Raw genomic sequence first — 14,289 nt, 5'->3', positions numbered from 1 at the left:
CCCCCCTGACCGACGCCGCCCGGTCCGCTGAGTGCAGACGGGTCGACGTGGGGTTCTGACGTCAGGCGACGGTGACCGAGCCGCCAGCGGCCTCGATCTTCTCCTTGGCCGAGGCCGAGAAGGCGTTGGCCGTGACGGCGACCTTCACCGAGAGCTCGCCCTGACCGAGCACCTTGACGGGCTGGTTCTTGCGGACCGCGCCCCGCTCGACGAGCGACGCGACGGTGATGTCGCCACCCTCGGGGAACAGCTCGCTGATGCGGTCCAGGTTCACGACCTGGAACTCCACCTTGAACGGGTTCTTGAAGCCCTTGAGCTTCGGAAGCCGCATGTGGATCGGCATCTGGCCACCCTCGAAGGCGACCGGAACCTGGTAGCGAGCCTTGGTGCCCTTGGTACCGCGACCCGCGGTCTTACCCTTCGAGCCCTCACCGCGACCCACGCGGGTCTTGGCCTTCTTCGCACCCGGGGCGGGCTTGAGGTGGTGCAACTTCAGCGTCATGTCAGTCGACCTCCTCGACCGTCACCAGGTGACGGACGGTCTGGACCATGCCCCGGATCTCGGGACGGTCCTCCTTGACCACCACGTCGCCGATCCGCTTGAGGCCCAGCGAGCGCACGGTGTCGCGCTGGTTGGACTTGCAGCCGATCGTGGACTTGGTCTGCTGGATCTTGAGCTGTGCCATCAGGCGCTCACCCCAGCCGGCACGGCGGCAGCCTTGGCCGCCTCCTCGCCCTCGGCCTTGGCCTTGAGCAGCGCCGCCGGAGCGACGTCCTCGACCGGCAGGCCGCGACGGGCCGCGACGGCCTCGGGCTGCTCGAGCAGGCGCAGCGCCTCGACCGTGGCGTGCACGATGTTGATCTGGTTGGACGACCCCAGCGACTTGCTGAGGACGTCGTGGATACCGGCGCACTCCAGCACCGCACGCACCGGGCCACCGGCGATGACGCCGGTACCGGGAGCAGCCGGGCGGAGGAAGACGACTCCAGCCGCCTTCTCTCCCTGCACCGGGTGCGGAATGGTGCCCTGGATGCGGGGGACGCGGAAGAAGTTCTTCTTCGCCTCCTCGACACCCTTGGCGATCGCTGCCGGAACTTCCTTGGCCTTGCCGTAGCCGACGCCGACCAGACCGTCACCGTCACCGACGATGACCAGGGCGGTGAAGCTGAAGCGACGACCACCCTTCACGACCTTGGCGACGCGGTTGATCGCGACGACGCGCTCGAGGTACTGGCTCTTCTCAGCGCCCTGGCCGCGACCACCGTCGCGCCCACGGCCCTGACGGTCGCCGCCCCCACGCTGTCCGCGCTGGGCTCCGCTCATGAGTCTCTCTCCTCTGACTTCTTCTCGAACCGGCTCAGAAGGTGAGTCCGCCGGAGCGGGCACCGTCGGCCAGGGCCGCGATGCGGCCGTGGTACTTGTTGCCGGCGCGGTCGAAGACGACCGACTCGACACCCTGCGCCTTCGCACGCTCGGCGACGAGCTCGCCAACGCGCGTGGCCTTGGCGGTCTTGTCACCGGCGAGCACACGCAGGTCTGCCTCCATGGTGGAAGCGGAGACCAGGGTCTTGCCGACCTTGTCGTCGACGACCTGAGCGGTGATGTGCTTGGTCGAACGGGTGACGACCAGGCGCGGACGCTCAGCGGTACCGCTGATCTTCTTGCGGCCCCGGATCTGACGGCGCAGGCGCGACTTCAGCCGAGCCGAGCCGTGCTTACGCTGCTTGAGGGAAACGGCCATGATTCACTTACCAGCCTTTCCGACCTTGCGGCGGATCTGCTCGCCGGCGTAACGCACGCCCTTGCCCTTGTAGGGCTCGGGCTTGCGCAGCTTGCGGATGTTCGCGGCGACCTCGCCGACGAGCTGCTTGTCGATACCGACGACGCCGAGCTTGGTCGGCCCGTCGGTGGTGAACGTGATGCCCTCGGGGGCATCGAAGATGATCGGGTGGCTGTAGCCGAGCTGGAACTCCAGCTGCGTGGGGCCCTTGGGCAGCACGCGGTAGCCGACGCCAACGATCTCGAGCTTCTTCTCATAGCCCTCGGTCACGCCGAGGACCATGTTGTTGACCAGCGTGCGGGTCAAGCCGTGAAGCGACTTGCTCACGCGGTGGTCGTCGGGACGCTTGACGTCCAGGACGCCCTCGCCCATCTCCACCACGATCGGGGTCGCGACGGTGTGGCTCAGGGTGCCCTTGGGGCCCTTCACCGTCACCTCGGCGCCACTGATCGTGACATCCACCCCGGACGGGACCGGGACGGGAAGCTTGCCGATGCGGGACATGGTGCTCTCTCCTCTCTCGGTCTCAGGTCACCAGACGAAGGCGAGGACTTCGCCGCCCACGCCCTTCTGGTTCGCCTGGCGGTCGGTCAGCAGGCCCTGGCTGGTGGAGATGATCGCCACGCCGAGTCCACCGAGCACCTTGGGAAGGGCGGTGTGCTTGGCGTAGACGCGCAGGCCGGGCTTGCTGATACGGCGGACGCCGGCGATCGAGCGCTCACGGCTACGGCCGTACTTGAGCGTGATCGTCAGGGTCTTGCCGACGCCGCCTTCATTGTCAGCGACGTCGAAGGAGGTGATGTACCCCTCCTGCTTGAGGATCTCCGCGACGCCCTGCTTCAACTTGCTGTAGGGCATGGCGACCTCGTCGTGGTACGCCTGGTTGGCGTTGCGCAGACGGGTGAGCATGTCTGCGATCGGGTCAGTCATCGTCATGGACGTTGTGCTCTTTCTTCTGTGGTTTCGGACCGCACGGGGGCGATACGACCTTCAGCGGTTGGTTACCAGGAGGACTTGGTGACGCCGGGCAGTTCGCCGCGGTGGGCCATCTCGCGCAAGCAGATACGGCACAGGCCGAACTTGCGGTAGACGGACTTCGGGCGGCCACAGCGCTGGCAGCGCGTGTAGGCGCGGACGGCGTACTTGGGCTTGCGGGCGGCCTTGACCTTGAGCGACGTCTTCGCCATGTCAGTTCTCCTTGAACGGGAAGCCGAGCTGCTTCAGCAGCGCGCGTCCCTGCTCGTCGTTGGTGGCGGTGGTGACGACGGTGATGTCCATACCCCGCTGGCGGTCGACCTTGTCCTGGTCGATCTCGTGGAACATGACCTGCTCGGTCAGACCGAAGGTGTAGTTGCCGTTGCCGTCGAACTGGTTGCCGTTCAGGCCGCGGAAGTCGCGGATACGCGGCAAAGCCAGCGACAGCAGACGGTCGAGGAACTCCCACATGCGGTCGCCCCGCAGCGTGACGTGCGTGCCGATCGGCATGCCCTCACGCAGCTTGAACTGGGCGATCGACTTGCGGGCCTTGGTGACCGACGGCTTCTGACCGGTGATCGCGGTGAGGTCGCGGATCGCGCCCTCGATCAGCTTGGAGTCGCGAGCAGCCTCGCCGACACCCATGTTGACCACGATCTTGGTCAGGCCGGGCACCTGCATGACGTTCGCGATCTCGAACTGCTCGCGCAGCGCCGGGGCGATCTCCTCGCGGTAGCGCGTCTTCAGGCGCGGGGTGACCTTCTCGGTCACGGCTCCCTCGGTCATCTCAGATCTCCTTGCCGGTCTTGCGCGAGACGCGCACCGAGCGCGTGCTCGAATAGGTCGACCCGTCAGGGCGACGCTTGGTCACCTCGTCGCGGCGGAAGCCGATGCGCGTCACGCCGTCGCCCTCCACGAGCATCACGTTCGAGACGTGGATGGGCGCCTCGGTCGTGATGATGCCGCCGGTGTTGCCCGCGCGACCGCCCTGGTTGACGACCTTCGTGTGGCGCTTGATGCGGTTGACGCCCTCGACGATCACGCGGTGCTCCTCACGGAGAACCTTGATGACCTTGCCCTCGGCGCCCTTGTCCTTGCCAGCGATCACCTTGACGGTGTCGCCCTTCTTGATGTTGATGCTCGGCTTCTTGCCAGCCATCACAGCACCTCCGGCGCGAGCGAGATGATCTTCATGAACTTCTTCTCGCGCAGCTCGCGGCCCACGGGACCGAAGATGCGCGTGCCACGGGGCTCACCGTCGCTCTTGAGAATCACCGCGGCGTTCTCGTCGAAGCGGATGTAGGAACCGTCGGGACGACGGCGCTCCTTGACGGTGCGCACGACGACCGCCTTGACGACGTCACCCTTCTTGACGTTGCCGCCGGGGATCGCGTCCTTGACCGTGGCGACGATGACGTCGCCGATGCCGGCGTAGCGCCGACCCGAGCCGCCGAGCACGCGGATGCACAGGATCTCCTTGGCACCCGTGTTGTCGGCGACCTTGAGTCGCGACTCCTGCTGAATCACTAGTTCTTCTCCTGGTTGTCGTGCTGGTTCTCAGCGCTTCACGGGCGCAGAGCCTGGCCGAACTGATGGGTTGCACCGCCCCGCCCACCGCACACGGCGGTCGAGGGGCGGAAGATCACTTGGCCTTCTCGAGGATCTCGATGACGCGCCAGCGCTTGGTGGCCGACAGCGGGCGGGTCTCCATCAGGAGGACCCGGTCGCCGGTGCCGCACTCGTTCTGCTCGTCGTGGGCCTTGAGCTTGCTCGTACGGCGCATGACCTTGCCGTAGAGAGCGTGCTTGACGCGGTCCTCGACAGCGACGACGACGGTCTTGTCCATCTTGTCGCTCACCACGAGGCCCTCCCGGACCTTGCGGCTGTTGCGCTCCACAGTCTGCTCGCTCATGCGGCACCATCCTCGTCGTTCGAGCCCGGTGCGGTCCGGATGCCGAGCTCGCGCTCACGCACCACGGTGTAGATCCGGGCGATGTCCTTCTTCACCGTGCGCAGACGGCCGTGGCTCTCGAGCTGGCCGGTCGCGGCCTGGAACCGGAGGTTGAACAGCTCCTCCTTGGCCTCACGCAGCTTGGTCTCGAGGTCGATGTTGTTGAGCTCGTCGAGCTCGTGCGCCTTGACGGTCATCAGAACTCACCGGCCTCTCGGGTGATGAAGCGGCACTTCATGGGCAGCTTGTGGATGGCGCGGCGCATCGCCTCGCGGGCGACGTCCTCCGAGACACCGGACAGCTCGAACATCACGCGACCCGGCTTGACGTTGGCGACCCACCACTCCGGCGAACCCTTACCGGAACCCATGCGGGTCTCGGCGGGCTTCTTGGTCAGCGGGCGGTCCGGGTAGATGTTGATCCAGACCTTGCCGCCACGCTTGATGTGACGGGTCATGGCGATACGAGCCGACTCGATCTGTCGGTTGGTCACGTAGTGACCCTCCACCGCCTGGATGCCGAAGTCACCGAAGGCCAGCGAGGTGCCACCCTTCGCAGCGCCACGGCGCTGCGGGTGGTGCTGCTTGCGGTGCTTGACGCGACGGGGCATCAACATGGTCAGCTCTCCGTTCCGGGAGTCTCGGTGGCGGCCGGCGCCGACTCGGCGGCGGGGGCCTCACGGTCGGCGCGGGTCGGACGCGAACCGCCACGCGCGGGACGCTCGCCCCCGCGGGCCGGACGGCCGCGACCGGGCACACCGGCGCGAGCCGCGGCCTGGGCCTGACGCTCGGCACGGGTGCCGGCGACCTCGCCCTTGTAGATCCAGACCTTCACGCCGATGCGACCGAAGGTGGTACGGGCCTCGTAGAACCCGTAGTCGATGTCGGCCCGCAGCGTGTGCAGCGGAACGCGACCTTCGCGGTAGAACTCGGTGCGCGACATCTCAGCGCCGTTGAGGCGGCCCGAGCACTGGATCCGGATGCCCTTGGCACCCGAACGCATCGTGGTCTGCATCGCCTTGCGCATCGCGCGACGGAACTGCACGCGACCCGAGAGCTGCTCGGCCACGCCCTGGGCGACCAACTGAGCGTCGACCTCGGGGTTCTTGACCTCGAGGATGTTCAGCTGGACCTGCTTGCCCGTGAGCTTCTCCAGCTCGCCACGGATCCGGTCGGCCTCGGCGCCACGGCGACCGATGACGATGCCCGGACGGGCGGTGTGGATGTCCACGCGGACGCGGTCACGGGTGCGCTCGATCTCGACGCGCGAGATGCCGGCGCGCTCCATGCCCTTCGACAGGAGCTTGCGGATCGCGACGTCCTCACCGACATAGCTCTTGTAGAGCTTGTCGGCGTACCACCGCGACTTGTGGTCGGTGCTGATACCGAGGCGGAAGCCGTTCGGGTTGATCTTCTGGCCCATCAGGCGCCCTTCCTCTTGTTCTTCGCCGCAGCGACCACGTCGGCCGGCTGGACAGCCAGCGTGATGTGGCTGGTGCGCTTGTTGATCCGCGTGGCGCGACCCTGCGCCCGCGGGCGCCAGCGCTTCATCGTCGGACCCTCGTCGACCATGGCGACGGAGACGACGAGGTCGGCGGCCTTGAGGCCCTCGGTGGTCTCGGCGTTGGCGATCGCGCTCTCGAGGACCTTGTAGACGGTCTCCGACGCGGCCTGCGGAGCGAACCGCAGGGTCGCGAGTGCGTCGGCCACGGGCACGCCGCGGACCATGTCGACCACACGACGCGCCTTCATCGGCGAGATGCGGACGAACTTGGCGGAGGCGTAGGCGCCCGGCTGGTCGCCGAGCAGCGACTCGCGGCGCGCGCTGGTGCGGCGGCGCTCAGTGGTGCTCATCGACGGCGTCCCTTCCGGTCTTCCTTGACGTGACCCTTGTAGGTACGGGTCGGGGCGAACTCGCCCAGCTTGTGACCGACCATCGAGTCGCTCACGAAGACCGGGACGTGCTTGCGTCCGTCGTGGACGGCGATCGTGTGGCCGATCATCGCGGGGACGATCATGGACCGACGGGACCAGGTCTTGATGACGTTGTGGCTGCCCTTGTCGTTCTCGGCGTCCACCTTCTTCATCAGGTGGTCGTCGACGAAGGGGCCCTTCTTCAGGCTGCGAGGCATGTCAGTTACTTCCTACCCTTGCCGGTCTTGCGGCGACGGATGATCTGGGCATCGCTGGCCTTGCGCTTACGCGTACGGCCCTCGGGCTTGCCCCACGGGGACACCGGGTGACGACCACCGGACGTCTTACCCTCACCACCACCGTGCGGGTGGTCGACCGGGTTCATGACGACACCACGGACGGTCGGGCGCTTGCCCTTCCAGCGCATGCGGCCGGCCTTGCCCCAGTTGATGTTGGACTGCTCGGCGTTGCCGACCTCGCCGATGGTGGCGCGGCAGCGCACGTCGACGAACCGCATCTCGCCCGAGGGCAGACGCAGCGTGGCGCGCGAGCCCTCGCGGGCGACGAGCTGGGCGCTCATGCCGGCCGAGCGGGCCATCTTCGCGCCGCCACCGGGACGCAGCTCCACGCAGTGCACGGTCGTACCGACCGGGATGTTGCGCAGCGGCAGGTTGTTGCCCGGCTTGATGTCGGCATTGGGACCCGACTCCACGCGCGTGCCCTGGCCCAGGTCCTTCGGCGCGATGATGTAGCGCTTCTCGCCATCGGCGTAGTGCAGCAGCGCGATCCGTGCGGTGCGGTTCGGGTCGTACTCGATGTGCGCGACCTTGGCCGGCACGCCGTCCTTGTCGTAGCGACGGAAATCGATGATCCGGTAGGCGCGCTTGTGACCGCCGCCCTGGTGCCGCGTGGTGATCCGGCCCTGGTTGTTACGGCCGCCCTTCTTGGGCAGCGGGCGGGTCAGCGACTTCTCGGGCGTGGTCCGGGTGATCTCGGCGAAGTCGGCCACCGACGAGCCACGACGGCCCGGGGTGGTCGGCTTGTACTTGCGGATAGCCATTGTCTGTCTTCCTCCTCAGGGCGCCGGTCAGGAGACCGGGCCTCCGAAGATGTCGATGCGGTGACCCTCGGCGAGGCTGACGATCGCGCGCTTGGTGTCCTTGCGCTTGCCCAGACCGTTGCGGGTACGACGCGTCTTGCCCTTGCGGTTCAGGGTGTTCACCGACGTGACCTTCACGTTGAAGATCTTCTCGACCGCGATCTTGATCTCGGTCTTGTTGGCGTCGGGGCGCACCACGAACGTGTACTTGTTGGCGTCGAGCAGGCCGTAGCTCTTCTCCGACACCACAGGCGCGAGCAGGATGTCGCGGTGGTCCTTGTGCAGGGTGCTCACGCGCCCGCCTCCTCGGTCTCGGTGGTGGCGGCCTTGCCCGACTTGCTCGCGAACGCCACGAAGGCGTCGTAGGAGCCCCGGGTGAAGACCACGTCGTCGGAGGCCAGCACGTCGTAGGTGTTGACCTGGTCGACGGCCACGATGTGCGCCTCGGGGGCGTTGCGCAGCGACAGCCAGGTGACGGTGTCGTTGCGCTCGAGCACCACGAGGAACTTCGTGCGCGGGGCCAGACCACGCAGGGCGGCGAGCGCGCTCTTGGTCGACGGCGCGTCGCCGGTGACCAGAGCGTCGACCACGTGCACCCGCTCGTTGCGGGCCCGGTCGGAGAGGGCACCGCGCAGAGCGGCGGCCTTCATCTTCTTGGGAGTGCGCTGGTCGTAGCTGCGCGGCTGCGGGCCGTGCACGACGCCACCACCGGCGAACTGCGGGGCGCGGGTCGAGCCCTGACGGGCGCGGCCGGTGCCCTTCTGCTTGTAGGGCTTGCGGCCACCGCCGCGGACCTCGCCGCGGGTCTTGGTGGCGTGCGTTCCCTGACGGGCGGCGGCCTGCTGGGCCACGACGACCTGGTGGATCAACGGAACGTTGACCTCCACGTCGAAGATCTCGGCCGGCAGCTGGACCTTGACGGACTTGGTAGCCATGTCGCTCAGGCCTCCTGGCTCTTCTTCGCAGCCGAGCGGAGCACGATCAGACCGCCGCGGGGACCGGGAACGGCACCCTTCAGCAGGATCAGGCCCTTCTCGGCGTCGATGGCGTGCACGGTGATGTTCTGGGTGGTGACGGTGTCGCTACCCATCCGACCGGCCATGCGGACGCCCTTGAACACGCGTCCCGGCGTGGCGCACGCGCCGATGGAGCCGGGCTTGCGGTGGTTGCGGTGGGCACCGTGCGAGGCGCCGACACCCGAGAACCCGTGACGCTTCATGGTTCCCGCGAAACCCTTGCCCTTGCTGGTGCCCGTGACGTCGATGACGTCGCCGGCAGCGAAGGTGTCGACGGCGAGCTCCTGCCCGATGGTGTAGCTCGAGGCGTCGGCCGTGCGGATCTCCACGAGGTGGCGACGCGGCGTCGTGCCGGCCTTGGCGAAGTGGCCCGCCTCGGGCTTGTTCACCTTGCGCGCCTCGATCTCGCCGTAGCCGACCTGGATGGCGTTGTAGCCATCGGTCTCGGGCTGACGCACCTGCGTCACGACGTTGGTGGTGGCTGCGATGACGGTCACCGGGACCACCCGGTTGTTCTCGTCCCACAGCTGGGTCATGCCGAGCTTGGTGCCCAGCAGGCCCTTGACGTTGCGTTCCATGGTCATCTCGTCAAACTCTCCTCTTCGATCAGAGCTTGATCTCGATGTCGACGCCGGCAGGCAGGTCGAGCCGCATGAGCGAGTCGACCGTCTTCGGCGTCGGATCGATGATGTCGATGAGGCGCTTGTGGGTGCGCATCTCGAAGTGCTCGCGGGAGTCCTTGTACTTGTGGGGCGAGCGAATGACGCAGTACACGTTCTTCTCGGTCGGCAGCGGCACGGGGCCGGCGACGCGAGCACCCGTACGGGTGACGGTGTCCACGATCTTGCGCGCCGAGGTGTCGATCACCTCGTGGTCATAGGCCTTGAGCCTGATGCGGATCTTCTGTCCCGCCATAGGTCTCTCTCGTCCTTCTTCGTCGTGCCGCCTGCTTGATGAGGACGTCCTCGGGCTTGAGTCGGTCCTGCCCTTCCCCCACCGCCGCGCCCCGCCGACCCCCGCGGTCGGGCGTGTCGCGAGATTCTCGCAGCACGACGACCATGGATCAGGCGTTGCAACTCGGCGGCACTCGACGGTTTGTCGAGCTGATCGGGTCTCCAGTTTCGGCACGGCGCACACGCCAGTACTGACCCATGTCGACTCGATGTCGTGACACCGAGCGGGAGACGCGATTCAGTAATGAAGGTATGCCGCACCCCGGCGACCCGCCGGAGCAACCTGGATATCTTGGCAGAGATCCCGAGGCCTTCCAAATCGGCCGGGCGTGGGTGGCGCGGTGGTCGGCCGGATCCGATCTGGCCGTAACGGTCGACGGCGTCGGGTCACCGCATTATGGTCCACCCATGCCAGACGAGAACGCGTTCTACTTCGCCGCCCGGCCGCGGGCCGGTGATGCGATCCCGGTGGCCGTGTGGGGCACCGGGAACATGGGCCGCGCGGCGATCCGCTCCGTGCTGGCCCATCCCCACCTCGTTCTCACCGGGCTGATCACGTCCTCAGCCACCAAGGCGGGCGTCGACGCCGCCGAGATCGCCGGGCTCGCCGCGCCGTACGGCGTCCTCGCGACCACCGACATCGACGACGTGCTCACCCGGGTCGGCGACGGCGCCATCGCGTACATGGCCTCGGGTGACATCCGGCCCGACGATGCGGCTGCCGACGTCGCGCGCGCGCTGAGGGCCGGCGCCGTCGTCGTGACCCCCGCGCTGTACGCGCTCTACGACGTCCGCAGCGCACCCGCCCCGTTGCATGAGGCGATGAGCTCCGCGGCACGCGCCGGTGGCTCGTCGCTGTTCGTGAACGGCATCGATCCGGGCTGGGGCAACGACATCCTGCCGGCGATGGTGAGCGGCCTCGCAGGCACGGTGGAGCAGGTGCGCTGCCAGGAGATCTTCGACTACACCTCCTACGACCAACCCGACTCCGTGCGCTATCTCGTGGGCATGGGCGAGCCGATGGACTACGAGCCGCCGATGGTCGCTCCCGGCGTGCCCAGCATGGTGTGGGGCGGTCAGGTGCGGCTGATCGCGCGGGCGCTCGGCGTCGAGCTCGACGAGGTCCGCGAGCACCTCGAGCGACGCCCCCTCGACGCCGACGTCGAGAACCAGATGGGTCACTTCGCACGCGGCTCGCAGGGAGCGCTGCGCTTCGAGGTCCAGGGGATCGTGGACGGCGAGGCGCGCATCGTCGTCGAGCACGTCACCCGGATCACGCCCACCTGCGCGTTGGACTGGCCGCTCGCACCCGACGGAGGCGACGGAGCCCACCGCGTCGTCATCGAGGGCAGCCCGCGGATCGAGGTGACCGTCGAGGCCACCGACGAGGACGGTGGCCGCGCCGCGGGGGGCAATGCCACAGCGGCCAACCGGCTGATCAACGCGATCCCGTGGCTGCGCGCCGCTCCGCCTGGCCTCTACGACGCGCTCGACGTCCCGCTCGTCCCCGCCATCGACAAACTCACCCGGAGGTCATGACATGCAGATCGACGTTCCCGCGGGCAAGGACCCGATCATGTACGTCTGGGGTGAGCTGGTGCCGGGCATCGGACCCGCCGCGGCCACGCTGGGCACGGCGGTCTACGAGCACAGCACGCTCGGACTGCGTGAGTTCGAAGCGGCCCGGCTGCGCATCGCCCAGATCAACGGCTGCTTGTTCTGCCAGGACTGGCGTACCGAACGCGACGGCGTCACGGTCGAGGAGTCCTTCCCCGACGCCGTCGTCGACTGGAGGCTGACCGCCGCCTTCGACGATCGCACCCGGCTCGCGGCGGAGTACGCCGAGCGGTTCGCCCTGGATCACCACGGTCTGGACGACTCGTTCTGGATGCGCTTCAAGGCCGCCTACAGCGACCGCGAGATCGTGGAGCTCTCGATGTGCCTCGGCTCCTGGCTCTCGTTCGGCCGGCTCAATCGCGTGCTCGGCCTCGACGCCGCCTGCGTGCTTCCGAGTCACCTCAGCTCGTCCTGACGCTCCGCACCACACTCACTGCGGCGGCGGCGAGAGGGATGCCTCGCGATCGGCCGGGGCCCGCGTCGTCGGGATCGCGAGAACGGCCGCCGCCGCGAGCAGGCAGAGCAGGCCGGCGGTGAGCCACGCCATCAGATACTCCCCCGTGGCCTGTCGGATCACCCCCGCGAAGCTGGCAGCCACGCCCGCGCCGACCATGTGCGCCGCGAAGACCCACCCGAACACGACCCCGGCCCTCTCGGCGCCGAAGTGCTCGCGGCACAGCGCGACCGTGGGAGGCACGGTGGCGACCCAGTCGAGTCCGTAGAAGACGACGAAGACGAACAGGCTCGGGTTGACGGCGTCGGCAAGGAGCCATGGGACGGCGAGCAGCGAGAGGCCGCGGAAGCCGTAGTACGCGCAGAGCAGGTAGCGGCTGTCGACCCGATCGGTCAGCCATCCGCTCGCCACCGTGCCCGCGATGTCGAAGACGCCGATCAATGCGAGCAAGGTCGCGGCGGTCGTCTGCGGCATTCCGTGGTCGTGCGCTGCGGGGATGAAGTGCGTGCCGATCAACCCGTTCGTCGACCACCCGCAGATCCAGAATGTGCCGAACAGGATCCAGAAGACCCTGCTGCCCGAGACCTCGCGGAGCGTGTCGATCGCAACGCGGCCGGCACCCGGACCACCGGAAGGAGCGGGCAACGGCGCGGCGATGGTCGGATCCGCGCCGTAGGCGGTGGTCCCCGCCGCGGACGGCGAGTCGGCGAGCAGCAGGAGCACGATCGGCACGAGCAGCAGAGCGAACCCCGCGACGACGCCGGCTGCGTAGCGCCATCCCGGTCCGTCCGCCAGATGGGCGATCAGCGGCAGGAACACCAGTTGCCCGGTGGAACTGGCTGCGGAGAACACACCGACGACGACACCCCGGTGCCGCACGAACCAGCGGTTCGCCACGATCGCGCCGAAGACGAGCGCCAACGCTCCCGTGCCGACTCCGACTGCCAGCCCCCAGAGCAGCCACAGTTGCCACGCCGCGGTCATCACCAGCGTGAGCCCGGATCCGAGGGCGACCAGTGCCAACGCGGCAGCGACGACCCGACGGAGCCCGAACCGCTCCATCAGTGCCGCGGCGAACGGTGCCGCGAGGCCGTAGACGATCAGGTTCAGCGACACCGCACCACTCGTGGTCGCCCGCGACCACCCGAACTCGCGCTCCAGCGGCTCGATCAGCGCTCCGGTCGACGACCTGAACGCCGCCGCGGCGACCAACGTCGCCATCGTCGCCGCCGCCACCCACCACGCGCGGTGCACACGTCGTCGCGGCGGTGCGAGGTCTTCGGTCACGGGAGGATTCTTCCCGATCCGTCGGGGGTTCACGGAGACGCCCGACGAGCGATCAGAGTCGTCAGTCTCCTGAGACCCGGGCGGGATCAGACCCGGGCGTAGGCCAGATCGACGATCTCGCGCCCGGCCCTGATGCCCTTCCGCTCGAACTTCGTCACCGGCCGTTCCGCCCACCGCGGCGTGCGACCGCCGGCGAGTAGGGGCTCTGCGTCGAGCACCTCGCTCATCTGGTCGGCGTACTCGGCCCAGTCGGTGGCCAGCCGCCAGGTCGCACCGTGCGCCAGCCGGCTCGCGGCGAGCCCCGCGAACGGCTGGGCGACCAGCCGCCGCTTGTGATGCCGGGTCTTGTGCCACGGGTCGGGGAAGAAGGTCCACAGTTCCGCCAGCGAGTCCGGGAGGAACAGGTGCTCGAGCGACCAGACGGCGTCCACGCTGCACATCCGGACGTTGGTGAGCCCGCCCTGCCCCAGACGCGCGAGGGTGTCGGCCACACCGGGACGCCAGACCTCGAACGCGACGATGTTGAGATCGGGACGGCCTGCGGCCAGCGCCGCCGTGGCCTCGCCGATACCCGAACCGATCTCGACGGCGATCGGGGCCTCGCGGTCGAACCACGCCGACCAGGAGAACTCCGGCGAGTCGACGGCCTCGTCGGGGATGAACCACCGGTCGGCGAACGCGTCCCACGCCTCGGCCTGGGACGAGGTGAAGCGGCTGCCGCGACGCGAATAGGTCAGCACCTCCCGGATGCGACGACCGTCCGGGGTGAAGGTGTGGTGGGGGCGCGCCGGCGCCACGGCCGATTCCAACGAGGGGTCCATCGGGGATCTCAGACCGCTGCGATCACGACGAGGCTCATGAGCCCGGCGAACGCCACGACACCGGCGAGCATCAGGCACGTCACGACGATCCCGATGATGTAGCCGACCATCACCTCGGACCGTCCCGTGTACCACCCGTTCGACGCGTCGATCTCGCGCAGGGCGCGGCGGCCCATCACCCAGGCCACGGGCGCCACCAGCGGCATGACCGTGACGCTGACGATGCCCAGCACGAGCACGATGATCGTGCTCGGGTGGTTCTGCGGCACCTGCTGAGCAGCCGGCACCGGCACGTAGGGCGGGTACGCCCCGCCGGAGTACTCGGGCTCGGAGTAACGCGGCTCGCTCATACCGCCATTCTCGCACCGCCCCGGGAGCAGCACGAAAGGCACGAGGCCCCGATCCCTGGCGGGATCGGGGCC

The 14,289-nt window shown here is 68.3% G+C and carries 26 protein-coding genes; 2 read left to right on the top strand and 24 right to left on the bottom strand.

Annotated elements, in window-relative coordinates; translation table 11 throughout:
• Positions 1-61: 61 nt before the first annotated feature.
• The 21 genes from rplO to rpsJ form a co-directional block, all read right to left on the bottom strand.
• Positions 62-502, bottom strand: a complete 441-nt coding sequence (rplO, locus tag KSO97_RS02620) for a 50S ribosomal protein L15 (RefSeq protein WP_232676323.1) — start codon at positions 500-502, stop codon at positions 62-64.
• A 1-nt stretch (position 503) separates the two neighbouring features.
• Positions 504-686, bottom strand: coding sequence for a 50S ribosomal protein L30 (rpmD, locus tag KSO97_RS02615; RefSeq protein ID WP_232676322.1), 183 nt, complete (start codon positions 684-686; stop codon positions 504-506).
• Positions 686-1,324: a 30S ribosomal protein S5 gene (gene rpsE, locus KSO97_RS02610; RefSeq protein WP_232676321.1), complete on the bottom strand. Its 639-nt coding sequence runs from the start codon at positions 1,322-1,324 to the stop codon at positions 686-688. Before rpsE ends, rpmD begins: the two co-directional genes overlap by 1 nt.
• Before the next feature lie 34 nt (positions 1,325-1,358).
• Positions 1,359-1,742: a 50S ribosomal protein L18 gene (gene rplR, locus KSO97_RS02605; protein ID WP_232676320.1), complete on the bottom strand. Its 384-nt coding sequence runs from the start codon at positions 1,740-1,742 to the stop codon at positions 1,359-1,361.
• 3 nt (positions 1,743-1,745) lie between these two features.
• Positions 1,746-2,285, bottom strand: a complete 540-nt coding sequence (gene rplF / locus KSO97_RS02600) for a 50S ribosomal protein L6 (RefSeq protein ID WP_232676319.1) — start codon at positions 2,283-2,285, stop codon at positions 1,746-1,748.
• A gap of 27 nt (positions 2,286-2,312) precedes the next feature.
• Positions 2,313-2,717 carry a 30S ribosomal protein S8 gene (gene rpsH / locus KSO97_RS02595; RefSeq protein ID WP_232676318.1) on the bottom strand — a complete coding sequence of 135 codons (405 nt, stop codon included), beginning with the start codon at positions 2,715-2,717 and terminating at the stop codon, positions 2,313-2,315.
• A 65-nt stretch (positions 2,718-2,782) separates the two neighbouring features.
• On the bottom strand, positions 2,783-2,968 hold the full coding sequence (locus KSO97_RS02590; RefSeq protein WP_232676317.1) for a type Z 30S ribosomal protein S14: 186 nt from the start codon (positions 2,966-2,968) through the stop codon (positions 2,783-2,785).
• Position 2,969: 1 nt separating this feature from the next.
• The gene (rplE, locus tag KSO97_RS02585; protein ID WP_232676315.1) at positions 2,970-3,542 is read right to left on the bottom strand and encodes a 50S ribosomal protein L5; all 573 of its coding nucleotides are present in this window, start codon (positions 3,540-3,542) and stop codon (positions 2,970-2,972) included.
• A gap of 1 nt (position 3,543) precedes the next feature.
• Positions 3,544-3,915: a 50S ribosomal protein L24 gene (gene rplX / locus KSO97_RS02580; RefSeq protein ID WP_232676314.1), complete on the bottom strand. Its 372-nt coding sequence runs from the start codon at positions 3,913-3,915 to the stop codon at positions 3,544-3,546.
• A complete protein-coding gene (gene rplN, locus KSO97_RS02575; protein WP_028636402.1) occupies positions 3,915-4,283 on the bottom strand; it encodes a 50S ribosomal protein L14 in 369 nt (122 codons plus the stop codon). Before rplN ends, rplX begins: the two co-directional genes overlap by 1 nt.
• A 115-nt stretch (positions 4,284-4,398) precedes the next feature.
• The gene (gene rpsQ, locus KSO97_RS02570) at positions 4,399-4,668 is read right to left on the bottom strand and encodes a 30S ribosomal protein S17 (protein WP_232676313.1); all 270 of its coding nucleotides are present in this window, start codon (positions 4,666-4,668) and stop codon (positions 4,399-4,401) included.
• A complete protein-coding gene (gene rpmC / locus KSO97_RS02565) occupies positions 4,665-4,904 on the bottom strand; it encodes a 50S ribosomal protein L29 (protein ID WP_232676312.1) in 240 nt (79 codons plus the stop codon). Before rpmC ends, rpsQ begins: the two co-directional genes overlap by 4 nt.
• Positions 4,904-5,323: a 50S ribosomal protein L16 gene (gene rplP, locus KSO97_RS02560; protein ID WP_232676311.1), complete on the bottom strand. Its 420-nt coding sequence runs from the start codon at positions 5,321-5,323 to the stop codon at positions 4,904-4,906. The genes rpmC and rplP overlap by 1 nt, the downstream gene beginning before the upstream one ends.
• A gap of 2 nt (positions 5,324-5,325) precedes the next feature.
• The gene (gene rpsC / locus KSO97_RS02555; protein WP_232676310.1) at positions 5,326-6,129 is read right to left on the bottom strand and encodes a 30S ribosomal protein S3; all 804 of its coding nucleotides are present in this window, start codon (positions 6,127-6,129) and stop codon (positions 5,326-5,328) included.
• Positions 6,129-6,560 (bottom strand): 50S ribosomal protein L22, encoded by a 432-nt coding sequence (rplV, locus tag KSO97_RS02550; RefSeq protein ID WP_232676309.1) that lies wholly within the window; start codon positions 6,558-6,560, stop codon positions 6,129-6,131. The genes rpsC and rplV overlap by 1 nt, the downstream gene beginning before the upstream one ends.
• The gene (gene rpsS, locus KSO97_RS02545; protein ID WP_232676308.1) at positions 6,557-6,838 is read right to left on the bottom strand and encodes a 30S ribosomal protein S19; all 282 of its coding nucleotides are present in this window, start codon (positions 6,836-6,838) and stop codon (positions 6,557-6,559) included. The genes rplV and rpsS overlap by 4 nt, the downstream gene beginning before the upstream one ends.
• Positions 6,839-6,843: 5 nt before the next feature.
• Positions 6,844-7,680 carry a 50S ribosomal protein L2 gene (rplB, locus tag KSO97_RS02540; RefSeq protein WP_232676306.1) on the bottom strand — a complete coding sequence of 279 codons (837 nt, stop codon included), beginning with the start codon at positions 7,678-7,680 and terminating at the stop codon, positions 6,844-6,846.
• A 27-nt stretch (positions 7,681-7,707) separates the two neighbouring features.
• Positions 7,708-8,013, bottom strand: a complete 306-nt coding sequence (gene rplW, locus KSO97_RS02535) for a 50S ribosomal protein L23 (RefSeq protein WP_232676305.1) — start codon at positions 8,011-8,013, stop codon at positions 7,708-7,710.
• Positions 8,010-8,654, bottom strand: coding sequence for a 50S ribosomal protein L4 (rplD, locus tag KSO97_RS02530; RefSeq protein ID WP_232676304.1), 645 nt, complete (start codon positions 8,652-8,654; stop codon positions 8,010-8,012). Before rplD ends, rplW begins: the two co-directional genes overlap by 4 nt.
• 5 nt (positions 8,655-8,659) lie before the next feature.
• Complete coding sequence (gene rplC, locus KSO97_RS02525) at positions 8,660-9,313, bottom strand: 50S ribosomal protein L3 (RefSeq protein WP_374198432.1); 654 nt, start codon at positions 9,311-9,313, stop codon at positions 8,660-8,662.
• 28 nt (positions 9,314-9,341) lie between these two features.
• Positions 9,342-9,650, bottom strand: coding sequence for a 30S ribosomal protein S10 (rpsJ, locus tag KSO97_RS02520; RefSeq protein WP_139977667.1), 309 nt, complete (start codon positions 9,648-9,650; stop codon positions 9,342-9,344).
• Between the two features lie 446 nt (positions 9,651-10,096).
• Between rpsJ and KSO97_RS02515 the strand changes: the two genes are divergently transcribed.
• A complete protein-coding gene (locus KSO97_RS02515; RefSeq protein ID WP_232676302.1) occupies positions 10,097-11,227 on the top strand; it encodes a dihydrodipicolinate reductase in 1,131 nt (376 codons plus the stop codon).
• 1 nt (position 11,228) lies between these two features.
• The gene (locus KSO97_RS02510; RefSeq protein WP_232676301.1) at positions 11,229-11,720 is read left to right on the top strand and encodes a carboxymuconolactone decarboxylase family protein; all 492 of its coding nucleotides are present in this window, start codon (positions 11,229-11,231) and stop codon (positions 11,718-11,720) included.
• A gap of 15 nt (positions 11,721-11,735) precedes the next feature.
• Here the strand turns inward: KSO97_RS02510 and KSO97_RS02505 are convergent, their stop codons facing one another.
• The 3 genes from KSO97_RS02505 to KSO97_RS02495 form a co-directional block, all read right to left on the bottom strand.
• Positions 11,736-13,046: an MFS transporter gene (locus KSO97_RS02505; RefSeq protein WP_232676300.1), complete on the bottom strand. Its 1,311-nt coding sequence runs from the start codon at positions 13,044-13,046 to the stop codon at positions 11,736-11,738.
• 86 nt (positions 13,047-13,132) lie between these two features.
• The gene (locus KSO97_RS02500) at positions 13,133-13,867 is read right to left on the bottom strand and encodes a tRNA (guanosine(46)-N(7))-methyltransferase TrmB (protein ID WP_232676299.1); all 735 of its coding nucleotides are present in this window, start codon (positions 13,865-13,867) and stop codon (positions 13,133-13,135) included.
• An 8-nt stretch (positions 13,868-13,875) separates the two neighbouring features.
• On the bottom strand, positions 13,876-14,217 hold the full coding sequence (locus KSO97_RS02495) for a DUF4190 domain-containing protein (RefSeq protein WP_232676298.1): 342 nt from the start codon (positions 14,215-14,217) through the stop codon (positions 13,876-13,878).
• Positions 14,218-14,289: the final 72 nt, after the last annotated feature.

The organism is Nocardioides sp. R-C-SC26, from assembly GCF_021246465.1.
Lineage (GTDB): Bacteria > Actinomycetota > Actinomycetes > Propionibacteriales > Nocardioidaceae > Nocardioides.
The sequence above is the reverse complement of the archived record's forward strand: the minus strand, read 5'-3'. Positions and strand labels throughout refer to the sequence as shown.